Below are 15,395 nucleotides of genomic sequence, written 5' to 3'. Positions count from 1 at the left end.
AAAAGAAATGAATCAAATTTATAGATTGTAAATAATACTGTAGTTCGGGATAGAAATAATTGGCTATTAATGCAATTTAATCATTTATTATAAAAAACTATCGTTTTTTCGCTTAAGATTGTCTATATTTGCACGCAATTTAACTACAACTACAAATTGCAATGATCGCACACAATTCTAAGATTATCGGCGAAGGATTAACTTACGATGATGTACTATTAGTTCCTAATTACTCAAATGTTCTTCCACGCGAAGTGAGTATTCAATCAAAATTTTCAAGAAACATAACACTTAATGTACCTATTGTGTCCGCTGCTATGGATACTGTTACCGAAAGCGCAATGGCAATTGCTATGGCGCAAGAAGGAGGGATTGGTGTTTTACATAAAAACATGACTATTGAGCAACAAGCTGCAAAAGTTCGTAAAGTAAAAAGAGCTGAATCAGGGATGATTATTGATCCAGTGACTTTGCCATTGACTTCGACTGTAGCCGATGCTAAAAATGCAATGAAAGAATTCGGAATTGGTGGTATTCCAATTGTCGATGAAAATAAAATATTGAAAGGGATTGTTACCAATAGAGATTTACGTTTCGAAAAAAACAATGCCAGACCTATCGTCGAGATAATGACTAGTGAAAACTTGGTAACTGTTGCCGAAGGTACTTCTCTTGAACAAGCCGAAGTAGTTTTGCAAGGGTATAAAATCGAAAAACTTCCGGTAGTAAATGCTGATTATAAATTAGTAGGTTTAATTACGTTTAGAGATATTACTAAATTGACTCAAAAACCAAATGCAAACAAAGACAAATACGGACGTTTACGTGTTGCCGCTGCATTAGGTGTTACTGCAGATGCTGTTGAAAGAGCGACTGCTTTAGTTAATGCTGGAGTAGACGCAGTTATAATTGACACAGCTCACGGACATACAAAAGGAGTTGTAGATGTGCTAAAATTAGTTAAAGCTAAATTCCCTGACTTAGATGTTATTGTTGGTAATATTGCTACTCCTGAAGCAGCCAAATATCTTGTAGAAAATGGTGCAGATGGTGTAAAAGTAGGAATTGGACCTGGTTCTATTTGTACAACTCGTATCGTTGCAGGTGTTGGTTTTCCACAATTTTCTGCGGTACTTGAAGTTGCGGCAGCGATTAAAGGTACTGGAGTTCCTGTAATTGCAGATGGTGGAATTCGTTACACTGGTGATATTCCTAAAGCTATCGCTGCTGGTGCTGATTGTGTGATGTTAGGTTCCTTATTAGCCGGAACAATGGAATCTCCTGGAGAAACTATCATTTTCGAAGGAAGAAAATTCAAATCATACCGTGGAATGGGTTCTGTAGAAGCGATGCAAGAAGGATCTAAAGATCGTTATTTTCAAGATGTGGAAGATGACGTTAAGAAACTGGTGCCGGAAGGAATTGTAGGACGAGTTCCTTACAAAGGAGAATTGAATGAAAGTATGCAACAATTCATTGGTGGTCTTCGTGCCGGAATGGGATATTGTGGTTCAAAAGATATTCCAACTTTACAAGATACAGGTCGTTTTGTTCGCATTACTGCGAGTGGAATCAATGAAAGTCATCCGCATAATGTGACAATTACTAAAGAAGCACCGAATTATTCGAGATAAAATAGTCTGAAAAGACAAATGATAAAAAGTGCAAGATTCGTTTCTTGCACTTTTTTTTTATCCCTAATCATGAACTAAATCGGCTAATAATTTTTTGTCACCAACAATCCAAAGTATATCATTTTTTTCAAGAATAATATTGGACTCCGGATTGAGAATTCGATTTCCTTTTTTTTCTATTCCTACAATCAACCCACTCGTTTTTTCTCGTAATTGGGATTGACGGATGCTTTTTCCTATGAATGCTTCGTTTTTTAATTCTATTTGTCGCAACACAATTTCTGCTTCTTTGATTATATTAGGAACATCAATTTCATGTTGGTCCAAATAGGATTTAAATGCAGCCACTTGAGAATCTGTTCCTATTACACATAGTTCATCGCCAGGAAATATACGCTCATTTTTGTTGGGAATATTAATCATAATATCCCCTCGTTTAATAAATGCAATATTTATTCCTATTTGCTCTCTGATTTTCAGTTCTTCCAATGTCTTTCCTGCAATATTTGACTCTGTCGCAATATCGAAAAAAGTCATGTGCCCATCCCAAGGAGATAAATCGCTACGGCTTCTTTTGGCTTTAGTAATTTCTCGGGCATTAAGGTTTTTTAAGAAATGATTTTCAATTTTGTGATATTGTGCATTTAATCTTTTTTGGAAAACAAAATAAACAACTAAAGCTACAATCAACGTGATGAAAGCAATAACTGGAGAGAAAAAAATGTTTAGTAAAAAACCAATAAAAAATATGGTGAGTAGTAATCGTAATAAAAACATCATCAGGATTGGACCGCGATATTTTCGTTCTTCAAGCAAGATTGCCACTTCATTTACGGCCACACGACGTAATGACAGCGCCCATAAAAAAGGAGAAAGTACTACTAACGTAATTAATGCGCCTAAAGCATTTCCAAATTTAAAATCAGTAACCATTGGTAAAAGATATTTTGACGAAAGTAAAATGGCGGCAAATATAATTACGGAGTAAACGACAACTTGAACAATATAGGCGTTGATTACAATCTGCCAATTGCTAACTGATTTAATTGACTGAGCATTAGCGCTGTAACGCTCAATGCTTTTGGTCCATTTTCTAGGTAATTTTCTAGATAAATATTCTGAAAATGGCGTAGACATTTTTATCATAAACGGAGTAGTAAAGGTAGTAACTGCCGAAACTGCCACCACTATAGGATATAAAAAAGAGCTTGTTACGTTCAATGTCATTCCTAACGTTGCAATGATAAACGAAAATTCACCAATTTGTGACAAACTCATTCCCGTTTGTACAGATTGTTTTAACGGTTGCCCGGAAAGTAATGCCCCAATTGTAGAACTTATGGATTGTCCAAAAATGGTAACGATAGTCAAAATCATTACGGGAATAGCATGTGCATATAAGGTTTGTGGATTGATTAACATTCCTACAGATACGAAGAAAATTGCTCCAAATAAATCCTTAACAGGCTTTACTAAATGCTCAATATGTTCTGCTTGAGTTGTTTCGGCAATAATGGACCCCATGATAAAAGCACCTAGAGCAGGTGAAAAACCAACATCTGCTGCTAGAATTACCATCATCAAACATAAAGCAAGCGAAATAATAAGCAACATTTCATCTGATAATAAATGTTTTGCTCTTTTGAGTAATGTAGGAATAAAAAAGATGCCTCCAATAAACCAGATTGTTAAGAAAAACACCAATTTTAAAACAGATAGGAATAATTCACTTCCCGAAAATTGTTGGCTCACAGCAACTGTCGAAAGTAAAACCATCATCAAAATGGCAATTATATCTTGAACAATGAGCGAGCCTATTACAATACCTGCAAATTTTTGTGCTTTTACGCCTAATTCATCAAAGGTTTTGAGAATGATTGTTGTTGATGAAATCGAAAGAATAACACCTAAAAAGATACTGTCCATTTTCGACCAATCCATCCACTGACCTACTAGAAAACCCACCAATACCATCGTGAAAATTTGAGTAATCGCGGTAATAGAGGCTGTACCACCTACTTTCATCAATTTTTTAAAGCTAAATTCCAGACCCAAACTGAATAATAAAAAGATTACACCAATTTCTGCCCAAACCTCCACACTTTTAATATCTGTTACTGATGGGAAAAAATTAAAATGATTTCCTGCTAAAAAACCTGCAATCAAATAACCCAAAACAAGTGGTTGTTTTATTTTTTTAAACAACAAAACAGCAACTCCTGCTGTCATTAGGATTAATCCTAAATCGCTAATCAGTGGTTCTAAATGGTGTGCAGCTTGTGATACAGTTTCTGTTGGATTCATAGGCGAGTACTTTATTTGTATGGTTTTTTCTATTCTTGTAATATAGATAAAATTTTAAAAAACACTCCTGTTAAGCATTAGTTTTAAGATAAATTTATAAAAATTATTATCCTGTAAAAGTTAAAATCCAATTGGTTTTCCGTTACCTTTTTTTAAATAAATAAATAAACTATTTGAGTTTTTTAGGAGCTATTACAGCCTTAAATTTCAAGCTCTCGCTAATGATTTTTTTTCTATTGTGCTTTCAGGAACTTTTTCTGGTCGCTCTGTAAGGACAAAAAAAATAGCTTTATTTCCTCAACGCTTTTCACTCCTGTCTGGGCTATTTAACCCGAAGCATTTGTGCTTTTATAAAATTAACACTTTTTGCAGTTGTAATGAAATCTTATTTTATATTGTTTAATTCCGATAAAGTGTAAAAGGTCATGTTGTGTTGTTTGACATAACTGCAAATCAGTTGTAATGTTTCCATTTTAGTCTGATAATTAGCGGTTATGTTTTGCACTGGTTTATGACCAAACAATACCAGAATTTTGTGCTTTCGTTCAGCATAATCCAATAATTTTAGAAGATACGGAATACTGAAATTGGGATGATCCGTATCAATCCCTATTCCATAGACTAGTCTGGAGTTATTGAAATAGCAGTTTTGAAAAAAGGGATCTTCCGCACCGTAAGTAGTTCCTCTGATGATTTTAAACTTTTTAAAAAGTGCTTTATCAATGTTAGTATTTCTAAAACCAAATGGATAGGCAAATGAAGTTACTTTAAAATTATAAAAGTGCATTAAAGTAAGCATCGGGTTGATTTCCTGATTGATGTAGGCATCAACTCCGTTTTTTGCAACAAATTTAGGAGCATTAAAATGATGGAAGCCATGTCCCGCAATTTCATGTCCCTCTTTTTGTAATTGCTTGAGTTCTTTTATTTCAGAATGAGATAGCGTATTTATTTTGGAAACACAAAAAGTAGCTTTCCAAGAATATTTACTTAATATTTTATCTGCTTGATACCATTCATTAATACTTGTGTCGTCAAATGAGATTACAACTCCAGGATTAATCTCTTTAGCATTGCTTTTTTGAGAAGTAGTTTTATTTTCACAAGAAAATAAAAAAAAAGTACAAAGTAATATGAATTTGAAGATTTTGTTGTTCTTATTACTTTGCACTTTATAGATGTGGTTTTATTTAAATTCCCAAGAAATTACTTGGAGTGATTTGCATTAATTCGGCTTTAATGGCATCCGAAACGTCTAAAGTAGCTATAAATCCGTGAATCGCATTTTTGTCAATCGCTTCATTGGTTCTGGTTAATCCTTTCAACGCTTCATACGGATTAGGATAGGCTTCACGACGTAAAATTGTTTGAATTGCTTCAGCAACAACTGCCCAGTTTTTCTCTAAATCTTCGTGGAATTTTGGTTCATTCAATAACAATTTGTTTAATCCTTTCAAAGTTGCTTCAAAAGCGATTAACGTATGTCCCATTGGTACGCCAATGTTTCTCAAAACCGTACTGTCTGTTAAATCGCGTTGCAATCTTGACAATGGTAATTTAGCTGATAGATGTTCGAAAATAGCATTGGCTATTCCTAAATTTCCTTCTGAATTTTCAAAATCAATAGGGTTTACTTTGTGTGGCATCGCTGAAGATCCTATTTCTCCCGCTTTGATTTTTTGCTTGAAATATTCCATCGAAACATATGTCCAAATATCTCTGTCTAAATCAATGATGATGGTATTTATTCTTTTCAACGCATCAAAAAATGCAGCGAAATGATCGTAATGTTCAATTTGTGTAGTAGGGAAGGAGTGGTGCAAACCAAGATTTTCTTCAACGAATTTCCCTCCGAATTTTCTCCAGTCAATTTGTGGATATGCCACATGATGTGCGTTATAATTTCCTGTTGCTCCGCCAAATTTAGCCGCAAAAGGGACATTAAATAACAAACGCATTTGCTCTTCTAAACGCTCTACAAAAACACCAATTTCTTTACCCAAACGAGTTGGTGAAGCAGGCTGTCCATGTGTACGAGCAAGCATTGGTATAGCCGCCCATTCAATACTTAACTCTTTCAATTTTGAAGTTAAAGTAATCAAAGAAGGCATGTACACTTTCTCGAAAGCTTCTTTTGTAGAAAGCGGAATCGCAGTGTTGTTAATATCTTGAGAAGTCAATCCAAAGTGGATAAACTCTTTGTATTCAGATAGGCCTAATTTTTCAAAAGCATCTTTGATAAAGTATTCAACCGCTTTTACGTCGTGGTTGGTTACTTTTTCTGTTTCTTTAATCCAAAGAGCATCTTCGGTAGAGAAATTTTTATAAATGTCGCGTAAACTTTCGAATAAATTCGGGTTTACATTTTTTAGTTGTGGTAAAGGAACTTCGCACAAAGCAATAAAATATTCAATTTCAACTAATACGCGGTATTTGATTAAAGCTTCTTCAGAGAAAAATGGAGCTAGAGAAAGGGTTTTACTTCTATATCTTCCATCAATAGGAGAAATAGCATTCAATTCGTTTAAAGTAGTCATTGTCGTGTTATTTATTGGAAAAGCACAAATATAAACCTTTCGAGACAAAATAGAAAACGAATGGTTTTTAAATAAGTCCGATTAGCTTCTTTTTTAGTGTTTTCACTCCTTCTGAAGCTACTTCTGGAATTACTTCCAATGGATTTTTAAGATTTGGGATTTTTATAGGTTTTGGATCAATATAAAAAACGGGCGTTTCGCGCTTTGTAAAATCAATTAATCCTGCCGCTGGATACACTTGCAACGAAGTACCGATAACAGCAAAATAATCTGCAGTCTGTGTTATTGCAATAGCTTCGTCAAGCGCAGGAACTTCCTCTCCAAACCAAACAATATGAGGTCGTAATTGGTTTTGATTATTATCGAAATCACCAAAATTCAAATCATTCTCCCAATCCAAGATATAGTTTTGATTTTTTGTGCTTCTTACTTTTAATAATTCGCCATGCAAATGCAACACATTCGAACTTCCGGCGCGTTCATGTAAATCGTCAACATTTTGTGTGATAATAAAAACATCAAATTCATTTTCTAATTCTGCTAAAATTTGATGACCTAAATTTGGTTGTACTTCTTTAAGTTGTTTTCGTCTTTGATTATAAAAATCCAGCACTAAAGCGGGATTTTTATGCCAGCCTTCCGGAGTTGCGACATCCATAACGTTATGTCCTTCCCAAAGTCCGTCACTATCCCGAAAAGTTTTGATGCCACTTTCCGCACTAATTCCAGCACCAGTCAGAACCACTAATTTCTTTTTCATTTGTAAAATGCATTAGGAGATAAAACTACTCTTTTTTAGTATTTTTGCCAAAAAAATAACCCACAATGATTGATATCGATTATCTTAATTTTCTTGAAAATATTCTGACTGATAACCGAAAAGAAAAATTTCTAAAAGTATTGGAAAACAGAACCAATCATTTTACCATTGCCGTTGAAGATATTTTCCAGATGCACAATACTAGTGCGGTAATGCGCAGTTGCGAGGTTTTTGGGATTCAGGAATTGAATGTGATTGAGCAACGGTACGGAAAAAGTATCGATAAGGAAATTGCGATGGGCGCTCAAAAATGGGTCGACATCAATACCTTCGACAGCATTACGAACTGTGTTGATACTTTGAAAGCTAAAGGATATCAAATCATTGCCACAACCCCTCACGAGAATGATTGTTTGATGGACGATTTTGATATTTCGAAACCAAGCGCTTTGTTTTTTGGAACCGAAAGAGACGGGTTGTCAGAAGAAATTTTACAACGTGCCGATGGTTTTCTAAAAATTCCCATGGTAGGTTTTACCGAAAGTTTGAATATCTCGGTTTCAGCGGCAATCATTATTCAAAACTTGACAAATCGATTGCGAAATTCAAACATTGATTGGCATTTATCCGAAGAAGAAATTTTAGTAAAAAGATTGGCTTGGGCCAAAAATTCCATAAAAGATATCAAAAGAATAGAGGAACGATATTTTGAAGAGAACCCGAAGTAGATTGGATTTATTTATGGATTCCAAATTAAAAAAAATGTTATAAATACCAATAGGAGCATACTTTTCAAACTTATCGTATGTCCTTTTCTAATTGGTCTGGATTCTGTCTTGTGTCAAAAACGGTGATAATCTCGACTTCTTTTTTGTCAAAGTTTATTCTGTAGTAGAAAGAGGTTTGTTTTGTTACAACACATCTAAAAAGCCCTTGAAATACGGAAGATTGCGGGCAACTTTCAGGTTGATTTGAAATTTGTTCAATTTTAGAAGTTAGCTTTTTAATAAAATCATTTCGAACTTTCAAATTCCAATTCTCTAAAAGAAAATCATTCAATTTTAAAAGTTTATTTTCAGCTAATTCGGATAAAAATACTTTCACTAAGAGATTTTTTTCAAAAAGTCATTGAACGCAACTTTTTTTCCTTTATTTAACTCTTTTATCCCTTTTTCAATTTCTTCTTGTTCGGGTACACTCAATTCATCCCAAAAATCAACTTTTTCTCTTTGTATGAATTCTGTGATTTTTTCGATGAATTTATCATTCTCAATGTTGAGAATCATTTTTACCAATTCTATTTTAGAAGTTTGAATATCCATAATATTTATTTCTTAAATTCAAAGTTACAAAAAATATTTTCATCCTATATTATAATCTTGCCTTTTAGACGATGGAAGAATATCATCCATTATTTCGATAAAGTAGTTGACAAGTTTGCGGAAGTGTGTAGTTTTTAGTTTAAGAAACCGCGTTACAAACGCTACGATGGTGCTCCAAATTAAAATGGTACTCGTTGCAAACGAGCACCAGACATTGGGGAGTAGTGTTTTTTATGTGGATTTATTTTGAATATAATTTTTAGTATAAAAGTATAATGAAAATACAACTGAAATACTCGTTAAAATGGAAAGAAAAAGTCCAAAATAATATGATGTTTTTAAATTGAAATATTCTGAACTTCCTAATGTTAACAATGCTACAATTAGGGCCCATAAATTTTGATTCAAATTTATTTTAAAATTTTCCATTTTTTATTTTATATTGTTAAGTATATTTTCATAAATTTCTAAGTCACTTGGTCGTGTTCCATAAACTTCATTTGAATCATCATTTTCATAATACCTTATTTCGTCGGGAGGTTTTTCCCCTTCAATTGTTTTCTTATAAATCACTTCATTTGTTTTTTTATCGATATAAGTTATAATTATGTTATTTTTAAATCCAACTTTATTTGTTCTAGAATAATGACCTATGTTAATTAAAGTATCACTTATTAAAACGATTGTATTTATTTCGCTATTTTTAAATGACATATATTTATTTTTAAGTTTAGTATTTAATTGGTAGTTAAAAAATATTTCTTTTTTTGTATCATAAACCCTTTTTTGAAATATGAGAATTGGTTTTCTTGGAATTGACTTTTGAATATTTTGAAGATTGACATTTTCAATATCCTTCACAATTTCTTCAAAATTAAAATCAAATTGCTTTAAGTATGTTTTTCTTTGTTCGGATAATTCATCATACTCTTTTTGTTTTTCGTTATCACGTATTTTATCATTACAGGTATTTACTATAAAAAAAGGAATTGCTATTACAATGATTATTAAATAGCAACCCAAAGGCATTTGATTATTTCTACTCATTCCGTTTTTTTTTTTTACATTACTGCCAACTTGTATATAGGTCTGACAGCATTAGACTTATCATCCCAAAATTGAGAAGGTAGGTCTGATAAACGTTAGACTTTATTTATTTTCAAATATATAAATTAATCACTGAAAAATCTTATAAATAAGAATTACTACTTAATTTATCTTCAAAGATATATTCTTTGATTACAGGATCATTACGGTAAACCGTAAACGGAGTTATTTATCGCAAATCCCTAGCCCCGACAGCAGTGGAAATCCTTGTGGGGCTTTCGTTTTGCCCCACAAGATTGAAACGTATGGCGGGAATAGCTCCAAAAAAAAATCCCCAACTACTTTCGTAATTGAGGAATTTAATTTAAGGAATCTAACGGTTATTAGTTAACGATAACCCATTGCCCTGAAGCGATTAAGCTTTCGGCTTTTTTGTATTTCATTTCTTGTGTTTGTCCGTTAGCCACGTTTTGAATTGTAACGTTGTCATTGCGATTGATTTTTGGCATATCTCTCACGATAGTTTCTGTTACTTGTCGTTGTTGGGTTTGCTTCGCCTGTTCGCTTGCGCTCGAGTCTCCCGCTTCGCGATTCGCACTTTCACTATTTGGAATTTCGTCTTTACTCAGTTTATAGTCTTCTTGTTGACGAACTTCTTTCGCTTCCTGAATTTGTTGATTCTCTTGTGCTGGTAAATCACCTTTAAACAAGAATGAAATAACTTCTTTATTTACATTGTCAAGCATTCCTCTAAACAAATTGAATGCTTCCAGTTTGTAAATAAGCAATGGATCTTTTTGTTCGTGAACGGCCAATTGAACTGATTGTTTCAACTCGTCCATTTTACGCAAGTGTTTTTTCCAAGCCTCGTCAACTATAGATAAAGTGATGTTTTTCTCAAAATCAGCAACAAGTTGCGCTCCTTGAGTTTCATACGCTTTTTTCAAATCAGTAACCACACTTAAGGTTTTGATTCCGTCAGTGAATGGAACTACAATACGCTCAAATTGATTGTTTTTATCTTCGTAAACATCTTTTATTATAGGGAACGCTTCTCTGGCGCTTCTTTCTGTTTTCTCTGTATAAAATTCTAGTGTCGCTTTATACACTTTACCAGTTAATTCCATTTCAGTTAATTTCACAAACTCACTTTCGGTAACCGGAGAAGTGATAGAGAAATAACGAATTAATTCGAATTCAAAGTTCTTGAAATTATTTGTTGCTTTGTTTTCGTCAACAATCAATTCGCAAGTATCGTAGAGCATGTTGGCAATATCCAATTTCAAACGCTCTCCAAACAAAGCATGACGACGACGTTTGTAAACTACTTCACGTTGTGCATTCATAACATCATCATATTCCAATAAACGTTTACGAACACCAAAGTTATTTTCTTCTACTTTTTTCTGAGCACGTTCGATAGATTTTGTCATCATAGAATGCTGAATCACTTCACCTTCCTGCAATCCCATTCTGTCCATCACTTTAGCCACTCTGTCAGAACCAAACAAACGCATTAGGTTGTCTTCAAGAGAAACATAAAATTGAGAACTTCCCGGGTCACCTTGACGACCTGCACGACCACGTAACTGACGGTCAACACGACGTGAATCATGACGTTCTGTTCCTACAATCGCTAATCCACCAGCGGCTTTTACTTCGGCAGATAATTTGATATCGGTACCACGACCAGCCATGTTTGTTGCAATTGTTACGACACCAGGTTTTCCTGCTTCTTCAACGATTTGAGCTTCTTGTTTGTGCATTTTTGCATTCAAGACATTGTGTGCAACACCTCTCATTTTCAACATTCGGCTTAACAATTCTGAAATCTCTACAGAAGTTGTACCAATAAGTACAGGTCTTCCTGCATTTGATAATTGGGTTACATCCTCAATTACGGCATTGAATTTTTCACGAGTAGTTTTATATATAAAATCTTCTTTGTCTAATCTAGCCATTCCTCTGTTGGTAGGAATTTCTACCACATCCAGTTTGTATATTTGCCATAACTCACCCGCTTCAGTAACTGCAGTTCCAGTCATACCGCCTAGTTTGCTGTACATTCTGAAATAATTTTGTAAAGTTACTGTTGCAAATGTTTGTGTTGCAGCTTCAATTTTTACATTTTCTTTGGCTTCAATAGCTTGGTGCAATCCATCAGAATAACGACGACCATCCATAATACGACCTGTCTGTTCATCAACAATCATGATTTTGTTATCCATGATTACATATTCTACGTCTTTTTCGAATAAAGAGTAAGCTTTCAAAAGTTGAGTCAATGTGTGAATGCGCTCACTTTTTACACCAAAATCTTGGAATAATCTTTCTTTTTCCTCTGCCTCTGCGTCTTTATCCAGTTTTTTCTTTTCGATAGCTGCAATTTCAGTTCCAATATCTGGAAGTACAAAAAAGTCAGCATCTGTATCTCCTGAAAGGAATTTGATTCCGTTATCAGTCAATTCAACTTGGTTGTTTTTTTCTTCAATTACAAAATACAAGGCTTCATCAATCTTATGCATTTCACGATTGTTGTCCTGCATGTATTGATTCTCCGTTTTTTGAAGCAATTGTTTGATTCCTTCTTCACTCAAAAATTTAATTAAAGCTTTATTTTTAGGTAAACTTCTGTAGGCTCTTAATAATAAGAAACCGCCTTCTTTAGTATTTCCTTCTTTGATTAATTTTTTAGCTTCAGATAAGAAACTGTTAGCTAATTGACGTTGCAAACTAACTAAGTTTTCAATTTTCGGTTTCATTTCCATGAACTCATGGCGATCACCTTGCGGAACTGGTCCTGAAATAATCAACGGTGTTCTGGCATCATCAATCAAAACTGAATCGACTTCATCGACAATAGCATAATTGTGTTTTCTCTGAACTAATTCGTCTGGCGTATGTGCCATGTTATCTCTTAAGTAGTCAAATCCAAATTCATTATTCGTTCCGTAAGTGATGTCAGCATTGTATGCTTTTTTTCTTCCTTCAGAACTTGGTTGGTAATTGTCAATACATTCAACAGTTAAGCCATGAAATTCGAATAAAGGTGCTTTCCATGTACTATCACGTTTAGCTAAGTAATCATTCACAGTAACTAAATGTACACCGTTTCCAGTCAAAGCATTTAAATAAAGAGGCAAAGTTGCCACCAATGTTTTTCCTTCACCTGTTTGCATTTCAGCTACTTTTCCTTCATGCAAAACCATTCCACCTATTAACTGTACGTCATAGTGAATCATGTCCCAAGTAATTTCTTTACCGGCAGCACTCCAGGAATTAGCCCAAATTGCGTTGTCACCATCTAAAGTGATATAGCTTTTAGTTGCTGAAAATTCACGATCTTTTGCAGTTGCCGTAACAACGATTTGAGTGTTGTCTTTAAATCGTCTTGCAGTTTCTTTTACTACTGCAAATGCTTCAGGAAGGATTTCCATCAGCGTTTTCTCCGAAATTTCGTAAGCTTCTTTTTCCAGCGCATCAATAGCGATATAAATATCTTCTCTTTTATCAATGTCTTCAATGCTTTCCACTTCCTGTTTCAATGCGTTTATTTTTGCATCTTTTTCAGAACGGGCTTGTTTTATTTTGTCTTTGAAAAATACGGTACGTGCTCTAAGTTCATCATTAGATAATGCCATTAGAGGATTTTCAAAAGTTTTAATTTTGTTAAGATAAGGCTGTAAGGCTTTTACATCTTTTTGAGATTTATCTCCAACAAAGACTTTAATGATACTGTTTATAAAACTCATAATATGTTTTTATTTCTATTTGTGTAATTCTGTAAATTTAAACAAAAAAAAAGCCTCTTTTGAGACTTTTTCTTGGTTTACTTTTTAATATTCATCCTCATTCCAAAGATAATCTTCGTCTGTAGGATAATCTGGCCAAATTTCTTCCATTGATTCATATATTTCGCCTTCGTCCTCAATAGATTGAAGGTTTTCTACTACTTCTAATGGAGCTCCTGCTCTAATAGCGTAGTCAATAAGTTCGTCTTTGTTAGCAGGCCACGGTGCATCACTTAAATAGGATGCTAATTCTAATGTCCAATACATCTGTTGTCGATTTAGTTTTGTGCAAAAATAAATTTTTTACTGAAAAATACAAGTAAAAAATCATTTATTTTTAGTTAAAGTTAAGAACGTCTTTTTTGTTTAAAGTTTAAGGTTTAAAAGTTTAATTTTTTTTAACCTGAAATACAGCTGAAAACTGACCGCTGCATATTATAAACTACTTCCTTGGAATCCATTTGACCTCCGCAGCGTTCAAATCATGAGACAACTTTCGTGCCAACACAAAGAGGTAGTCAGAAAGTCGGTTTAGGTACTTGATTGCGATCTCAGCAACGGGTTCATTATGGCTTAAATGGACTGCTAAACGCTCTGCTCTGCGACAAACGCAACGCGCTATATGACAATATGACACAGTTGTGTGTCCCCCAGGAAGTACAAAATGAGTCATGGGTGGCAATGCTTCTTCCATAGCATCAATTTCATTTTCCAATAATTCAATATCGGATTCGATAATACCTAATTTTTTTAAACGCAACTCTCCGTTTTTCATCACCTCTTTTTCCGGAGGCGTAGCAAGAATTGCTCCAACAGTGAATAATCGATCTTGAATTTCAATAAGGATTTCTTTATAATGGCTATTCATTTCCTGATCCCGAATTAATCCTATATAGGAATTCAATTCGTCAATAGTGCCATAACTTTCTATACGGGCATGGTCTTTCGGGACTCTGGTTCCGCCAAAAAGTGCTGTTGTTCCTTTATCTCCAGTCTTTGTATATACTTTCATCTACCGTTTATTTGATTTTAAAAGAACAAATTTAAGGTATTAATTCCACTATTGCAGCTACAAATCGTTCCAGTGAATCAGGACTAAGATTGAAATACAAATCGGGTTCTATGCATTCCATCTCCATTAAGTACAAATCATTGTCAATTACTATTCCGTCCACTCTTGCATACAATAAATTCTCTGGGAATGTCTCCGTTATTTTTTGTGCTTTTTCAATAAGCTCCTGACTTGGTTGAACCAAATTGTATTTTCCTCCAAATTGAGATTGTACTCTAAAATCCCCGTCTACAGGTTTTTTATTGACACAATGGGAGAATTTTTTATTGAAAAAGATAAAAGAGGTTTCGCCCAATGTTTGAATTTGAGGCATGAATTCCTGCAAAAGCAATTCTTTCTCCGAAGCGATAGTTTTGTATTGTTTGTTTATTCTAGGAATGTCTGATCTTTCAAAAACTTCAGTTAGATAAGAACCCGCGGAAAATGCTGGTTTTATAACTGCTTTTTTCCATTTAGTTGGAATTAGCATTGCGAGATCAAGATTGCTCGTTTTGTCTATGAAAACAGTTGGGAGGATTTTTATCTCCCGTTTTTCCATTTCTCTTAGATAAAACTTATGTATATTTTGTTTGATTACTCCAATAGGGTTAAGCGTTTTAATTCCTGATTTTTCTATTTGGTCGAGCCAAATAGTAAATTCGGTTTCTTTTTCGAAATAATCCCATGTATTGCGAAAAATTAAATAGTCGAAATCGCTCCAGTTGATGGTTTTGTCACTCCAAATCACAGCTTTGGCTTCTATATTATGCTTGGCTAATTCAGGAATTAATTTTTGATCTTCGGGAGTTAAATCAGGAAGTTTTTCGCAGGTCAGTAAAGCAATTTTCATTTTGGTTGCAGATGTTATTTGGAATTTTATATAGCATTTTTAGTGGGATTTCCTAGCCCGGATAGCAGCGGTATCCTCTTTTATGTTATTCAGACGAAG

13 protein-coding genes are annotated in these 15,395 nt (G+C 34.0%); 2 read left to right on the top strand and 11 right to left on the bottom strand.

Annotated features, from left to right (window positions below; all coding sequences use genetic code 11):
* Positions 1-161: 161 nt before the first annotated feature.
* Positions 162-1,634 carry an IMP dehydrogenase gene (guaB, locus tag T410_RS16060; protein ID WP_035673732.1) on the top strand — a complete coding sequence of 491 codons (1,473 nt, stop codon included), beginning with the start codon at positions 162-164 and terminating at the stop codon, positions 1,632-1,634.
* Positions 1,635-1,697: 63 nt separating this feature from the next.
* Here guaB and T410_RS16055 read toward each other — a convergent pair whose 3' ends face one another.
* The 4 genes from T410_RS16055 to T410_RS16040 all read right to left on the bottom strand — a co-directional run bounded on the left by T410_RS16055 (position 1,698) and on the right by T410_RS16040 (position 7,235).
* On the bottom strand, positions 1,698-3,938 hold the full coding sequence (locus tag T410_RS16055; protein WP_035673730.1) for a cation:proton antiporter: 2,241 nt from the start codon (positions 3,936-3,938) through the stop codon (positions 1,698-1,700).
* Positions 3,939-4,323: 385 nt separating this feature from the next.
* Positions 4,324-5,109 carry a polysaccharide deacetylase family protein gene (locus T410_RS16050; RefSeq protein WP_051929469.1) on the bottom strand — a complete coding sequence of 262 codons (786 nt, stop codon included), beginning with the start codon at positions 5,107-5,109 and terminating at the stop codon, positions 4,324-4,326.
* Between the two features lie 19 nt (positions 5,110-5,128).
* Positions 5,129-6,475: an adenylosuccinate lyase gene (gene purB, locus T410_RS16045; RefSeq protein WP_035673727.1), complete on the bottom strand. Its 1,347-nt coding sequence runs from the start codon at positions 6,473-6,475 to the stop codon at positions 5,129-5,131.
* A 67-nt stretch (positions 6,476-6,542) separates the two neighbouring features.
* The gene (locus T410_RS16040; protein WP_035673724.1) at positions 6,543-7,235 is read right to left on the bottom strand and encodes an NAD-dependent deacylase; all 693 of its coding nucleotides are present in this window, start codon (positions 7,233-7,235) and stop codon (positions 6,543-6,545) included.
* Between the two features lie 65 nt (positions 7,236-7,300).
* Here T410_RS16040 and T410_RS16035 point away from each other — a divergent pair, with 65 nt between their 5' ends.
* Complete coding sequence (locus T410_RS16035; protein ID WP_035673722.1) at positions 7,301-7,963, top strand: RNA methyltransferase; 663 nt, start codon at positions 7,301-7,303, stop codon at positions 7,961-7,963.
* A 70-nt stretch (positions 7,964-8,033) separates the two neighbouring features.
* Here the strand turns inward: T410_RS16035 and T410_RS16030 are convergent, their stop codons facing one another.
* From T410_RS16030 to T410_RS15995, 7 genes are all read right to left on the bottom strand, one after another.
* On the bottom strand, positions 8,034-8,339 hold the full coding sequence (locus tag T410_RS16030; protein WP_035673720.1) for a type II toxin-antitoxin system RelE/ParE family toxin: 306 nt from the start codon (positions 8,337-8,339) through the stop codon (positions 8,034-8,036).
* Positions 8,339-8,557 carry a hypothetical protein gene (locus tag T410_RS16025; protein ID WP_035673717.1) on the bottom strand — a complete coding sequence of 73 codons (219 nt, stop codon included), beginning with the start codon at positions 8,555-8,557 and terminating at the stop codon, positions 8,339-8,341. The genes T410_RS16030 and T410_RS16025 overlap by 1 nt, the downstream gene beginning before the upstream one ends.
* Before the next feature lie 432 nt (positions 8,558-8,989).
* Positions 8,990-9,604, bottom strand: a complete 615-nt coding sequence (locus T410_RS16015) for a hypothetical protein (protein WP_035673711.1) — start codon at positions 9,602-9,604, stop codon at positions 8,990-8,992.
* 383 nt (positions 9,605-9,987) lie between these two features.
* A complete protein-coding gene (gene secA / locus T410_RS16010) occupies positions 9,988-13,356 on the bottom strand; it encodes a preprotein translocase subunit SecA (protein WP_035673709.1) in 3,369 nt (1,122 codons plus the stop codon).
* A gap of 84 nt (positions 13,357-13,440) precedes the next feature.
* Positions 13,441-13,662: a DUF2795 domain-containing protein gene (locus T410_RS16005; protein ID WP_007138072.1), complete on the bottom strand. Its 222-nt coding sequence runs from the start codon at positions 13,660-13,662 to the stop codon at positions 13,441-13,443.
* Positions 13,663-13,837: 175 nt separating this feature from the next.
* Positions 13,838-14,407, bottom strand: a complete 570-nt coding sequence (locus T410_RS16000) for a cob(I)yrinic acid a,c-diamide adenosyltransferase (RefSeq protein WP_035673706.1) — start codon at positions 14,405-14,407, stop codon at positions 13,838-13,840.
* 31 nt (positions 14,408-14,438) lie between these two features.
* On the bottom strand, positions 14,439-15,296 hold the full coding sequence (locus T410_RS15995) for a RimK family alpha-L-glutamate ligase (protein ID WP_035673703.1): 858 nt from the start codon (positions 15,294-15,296) through the stop codon (positions 14,439-14,441).
* Positions 15,297-15,395 lie beyond the last annotated feature (99 nt).

It is taken from the genome of Flavobacterium sp. 83, assembly GCF_000744835.1.
GTDB lineage: Bacteria > Bacteroidota > Bacteroidia > Flavobacteriales > Flavobacteriaceae > Flavobacterium.
Note: the sequence above shows the minus strand (reverse complement) of the source record. Positions and strands in the feature narration are given on the sequence as shown.

Excerpts from the sequence above, each read along its gene's own strand:
- T410_RS16015 (WP_035673711.1), bottom strand. The coding sequence starts at position 9,604 with ATGAGTAGAAATAATCAAATGCCTTTGGGTTGCTATTTAATAATCATT.
- guaB (WP_035673732.1), top strand. The coding sequence starts at position 162 with ATGATCGCACACAATTCTAAGATTATCGGCGAAGGATTAACTTACGAT.
- T410_RS16005 (WP_007138072.1), bottom strand. The coding sequence starts at position 13,662 with ATGTATTGGACATTAGAATTAGCATCCTATTTAAGTGATGCACCGTGG.
- T410_RS16035 (WP_035673722.1), top strand. The coding sequence starts at position 7,301 with ATGATTGATATCGATTATCTTAATTTTCTTGAAAATATTCTGACTGAT.
- T410_RS16040 (WP_035673724.1), bottom strand. The coding sequence starts at position 7,235 with ATGAAAAAGAAATTAGTGGTTCTGACTGGTGCTGGAATTAGTGCGGAA.
- secA (WP_035673709.1), bottom strand. The coding sequence starts at position 13,356 with ATGAGTTTTATAAACAGTATCATTAAAGTCTTTGTTGGAGATAAATCT.
- T410_RS16025 (WP_035673717.1), bottom strand. The coding sequence starts at position 8,557 with ATGGATATTCAAACTTCTAAAATAGAATTGGTAAAAATGATTCTCAAC.
- T410_RS15995 (WP_035673703.1), bottom strand. The coding sequence starts at position 15,296 with ATGAAAATTGCTTTACTGACCTGCGAAAAACTTCCTGATTTAACTCCC.
- T410_RS16055 (WP_035673730.1), bottom strand. The coding sequence starts at position 3,938 with ATGAATCCAACAGAAACTGTATCACAAGCTGCACACCATTTAGAACCA.
- purB (WP_035673727.1), bottom strand. The coding sequence starts at position 6,475 with ATGACTACTTTAAACGAATTGAATGCTATTTCTCCTATTGATGGAAGA.
- T410_RS16000 (WP_035673706.1), bottom strand. The coding sequence starts at position 14,407 with ATGAAAGTATATACAAAGACTGGAGATAAAGGAACAACAGCACTTTTT.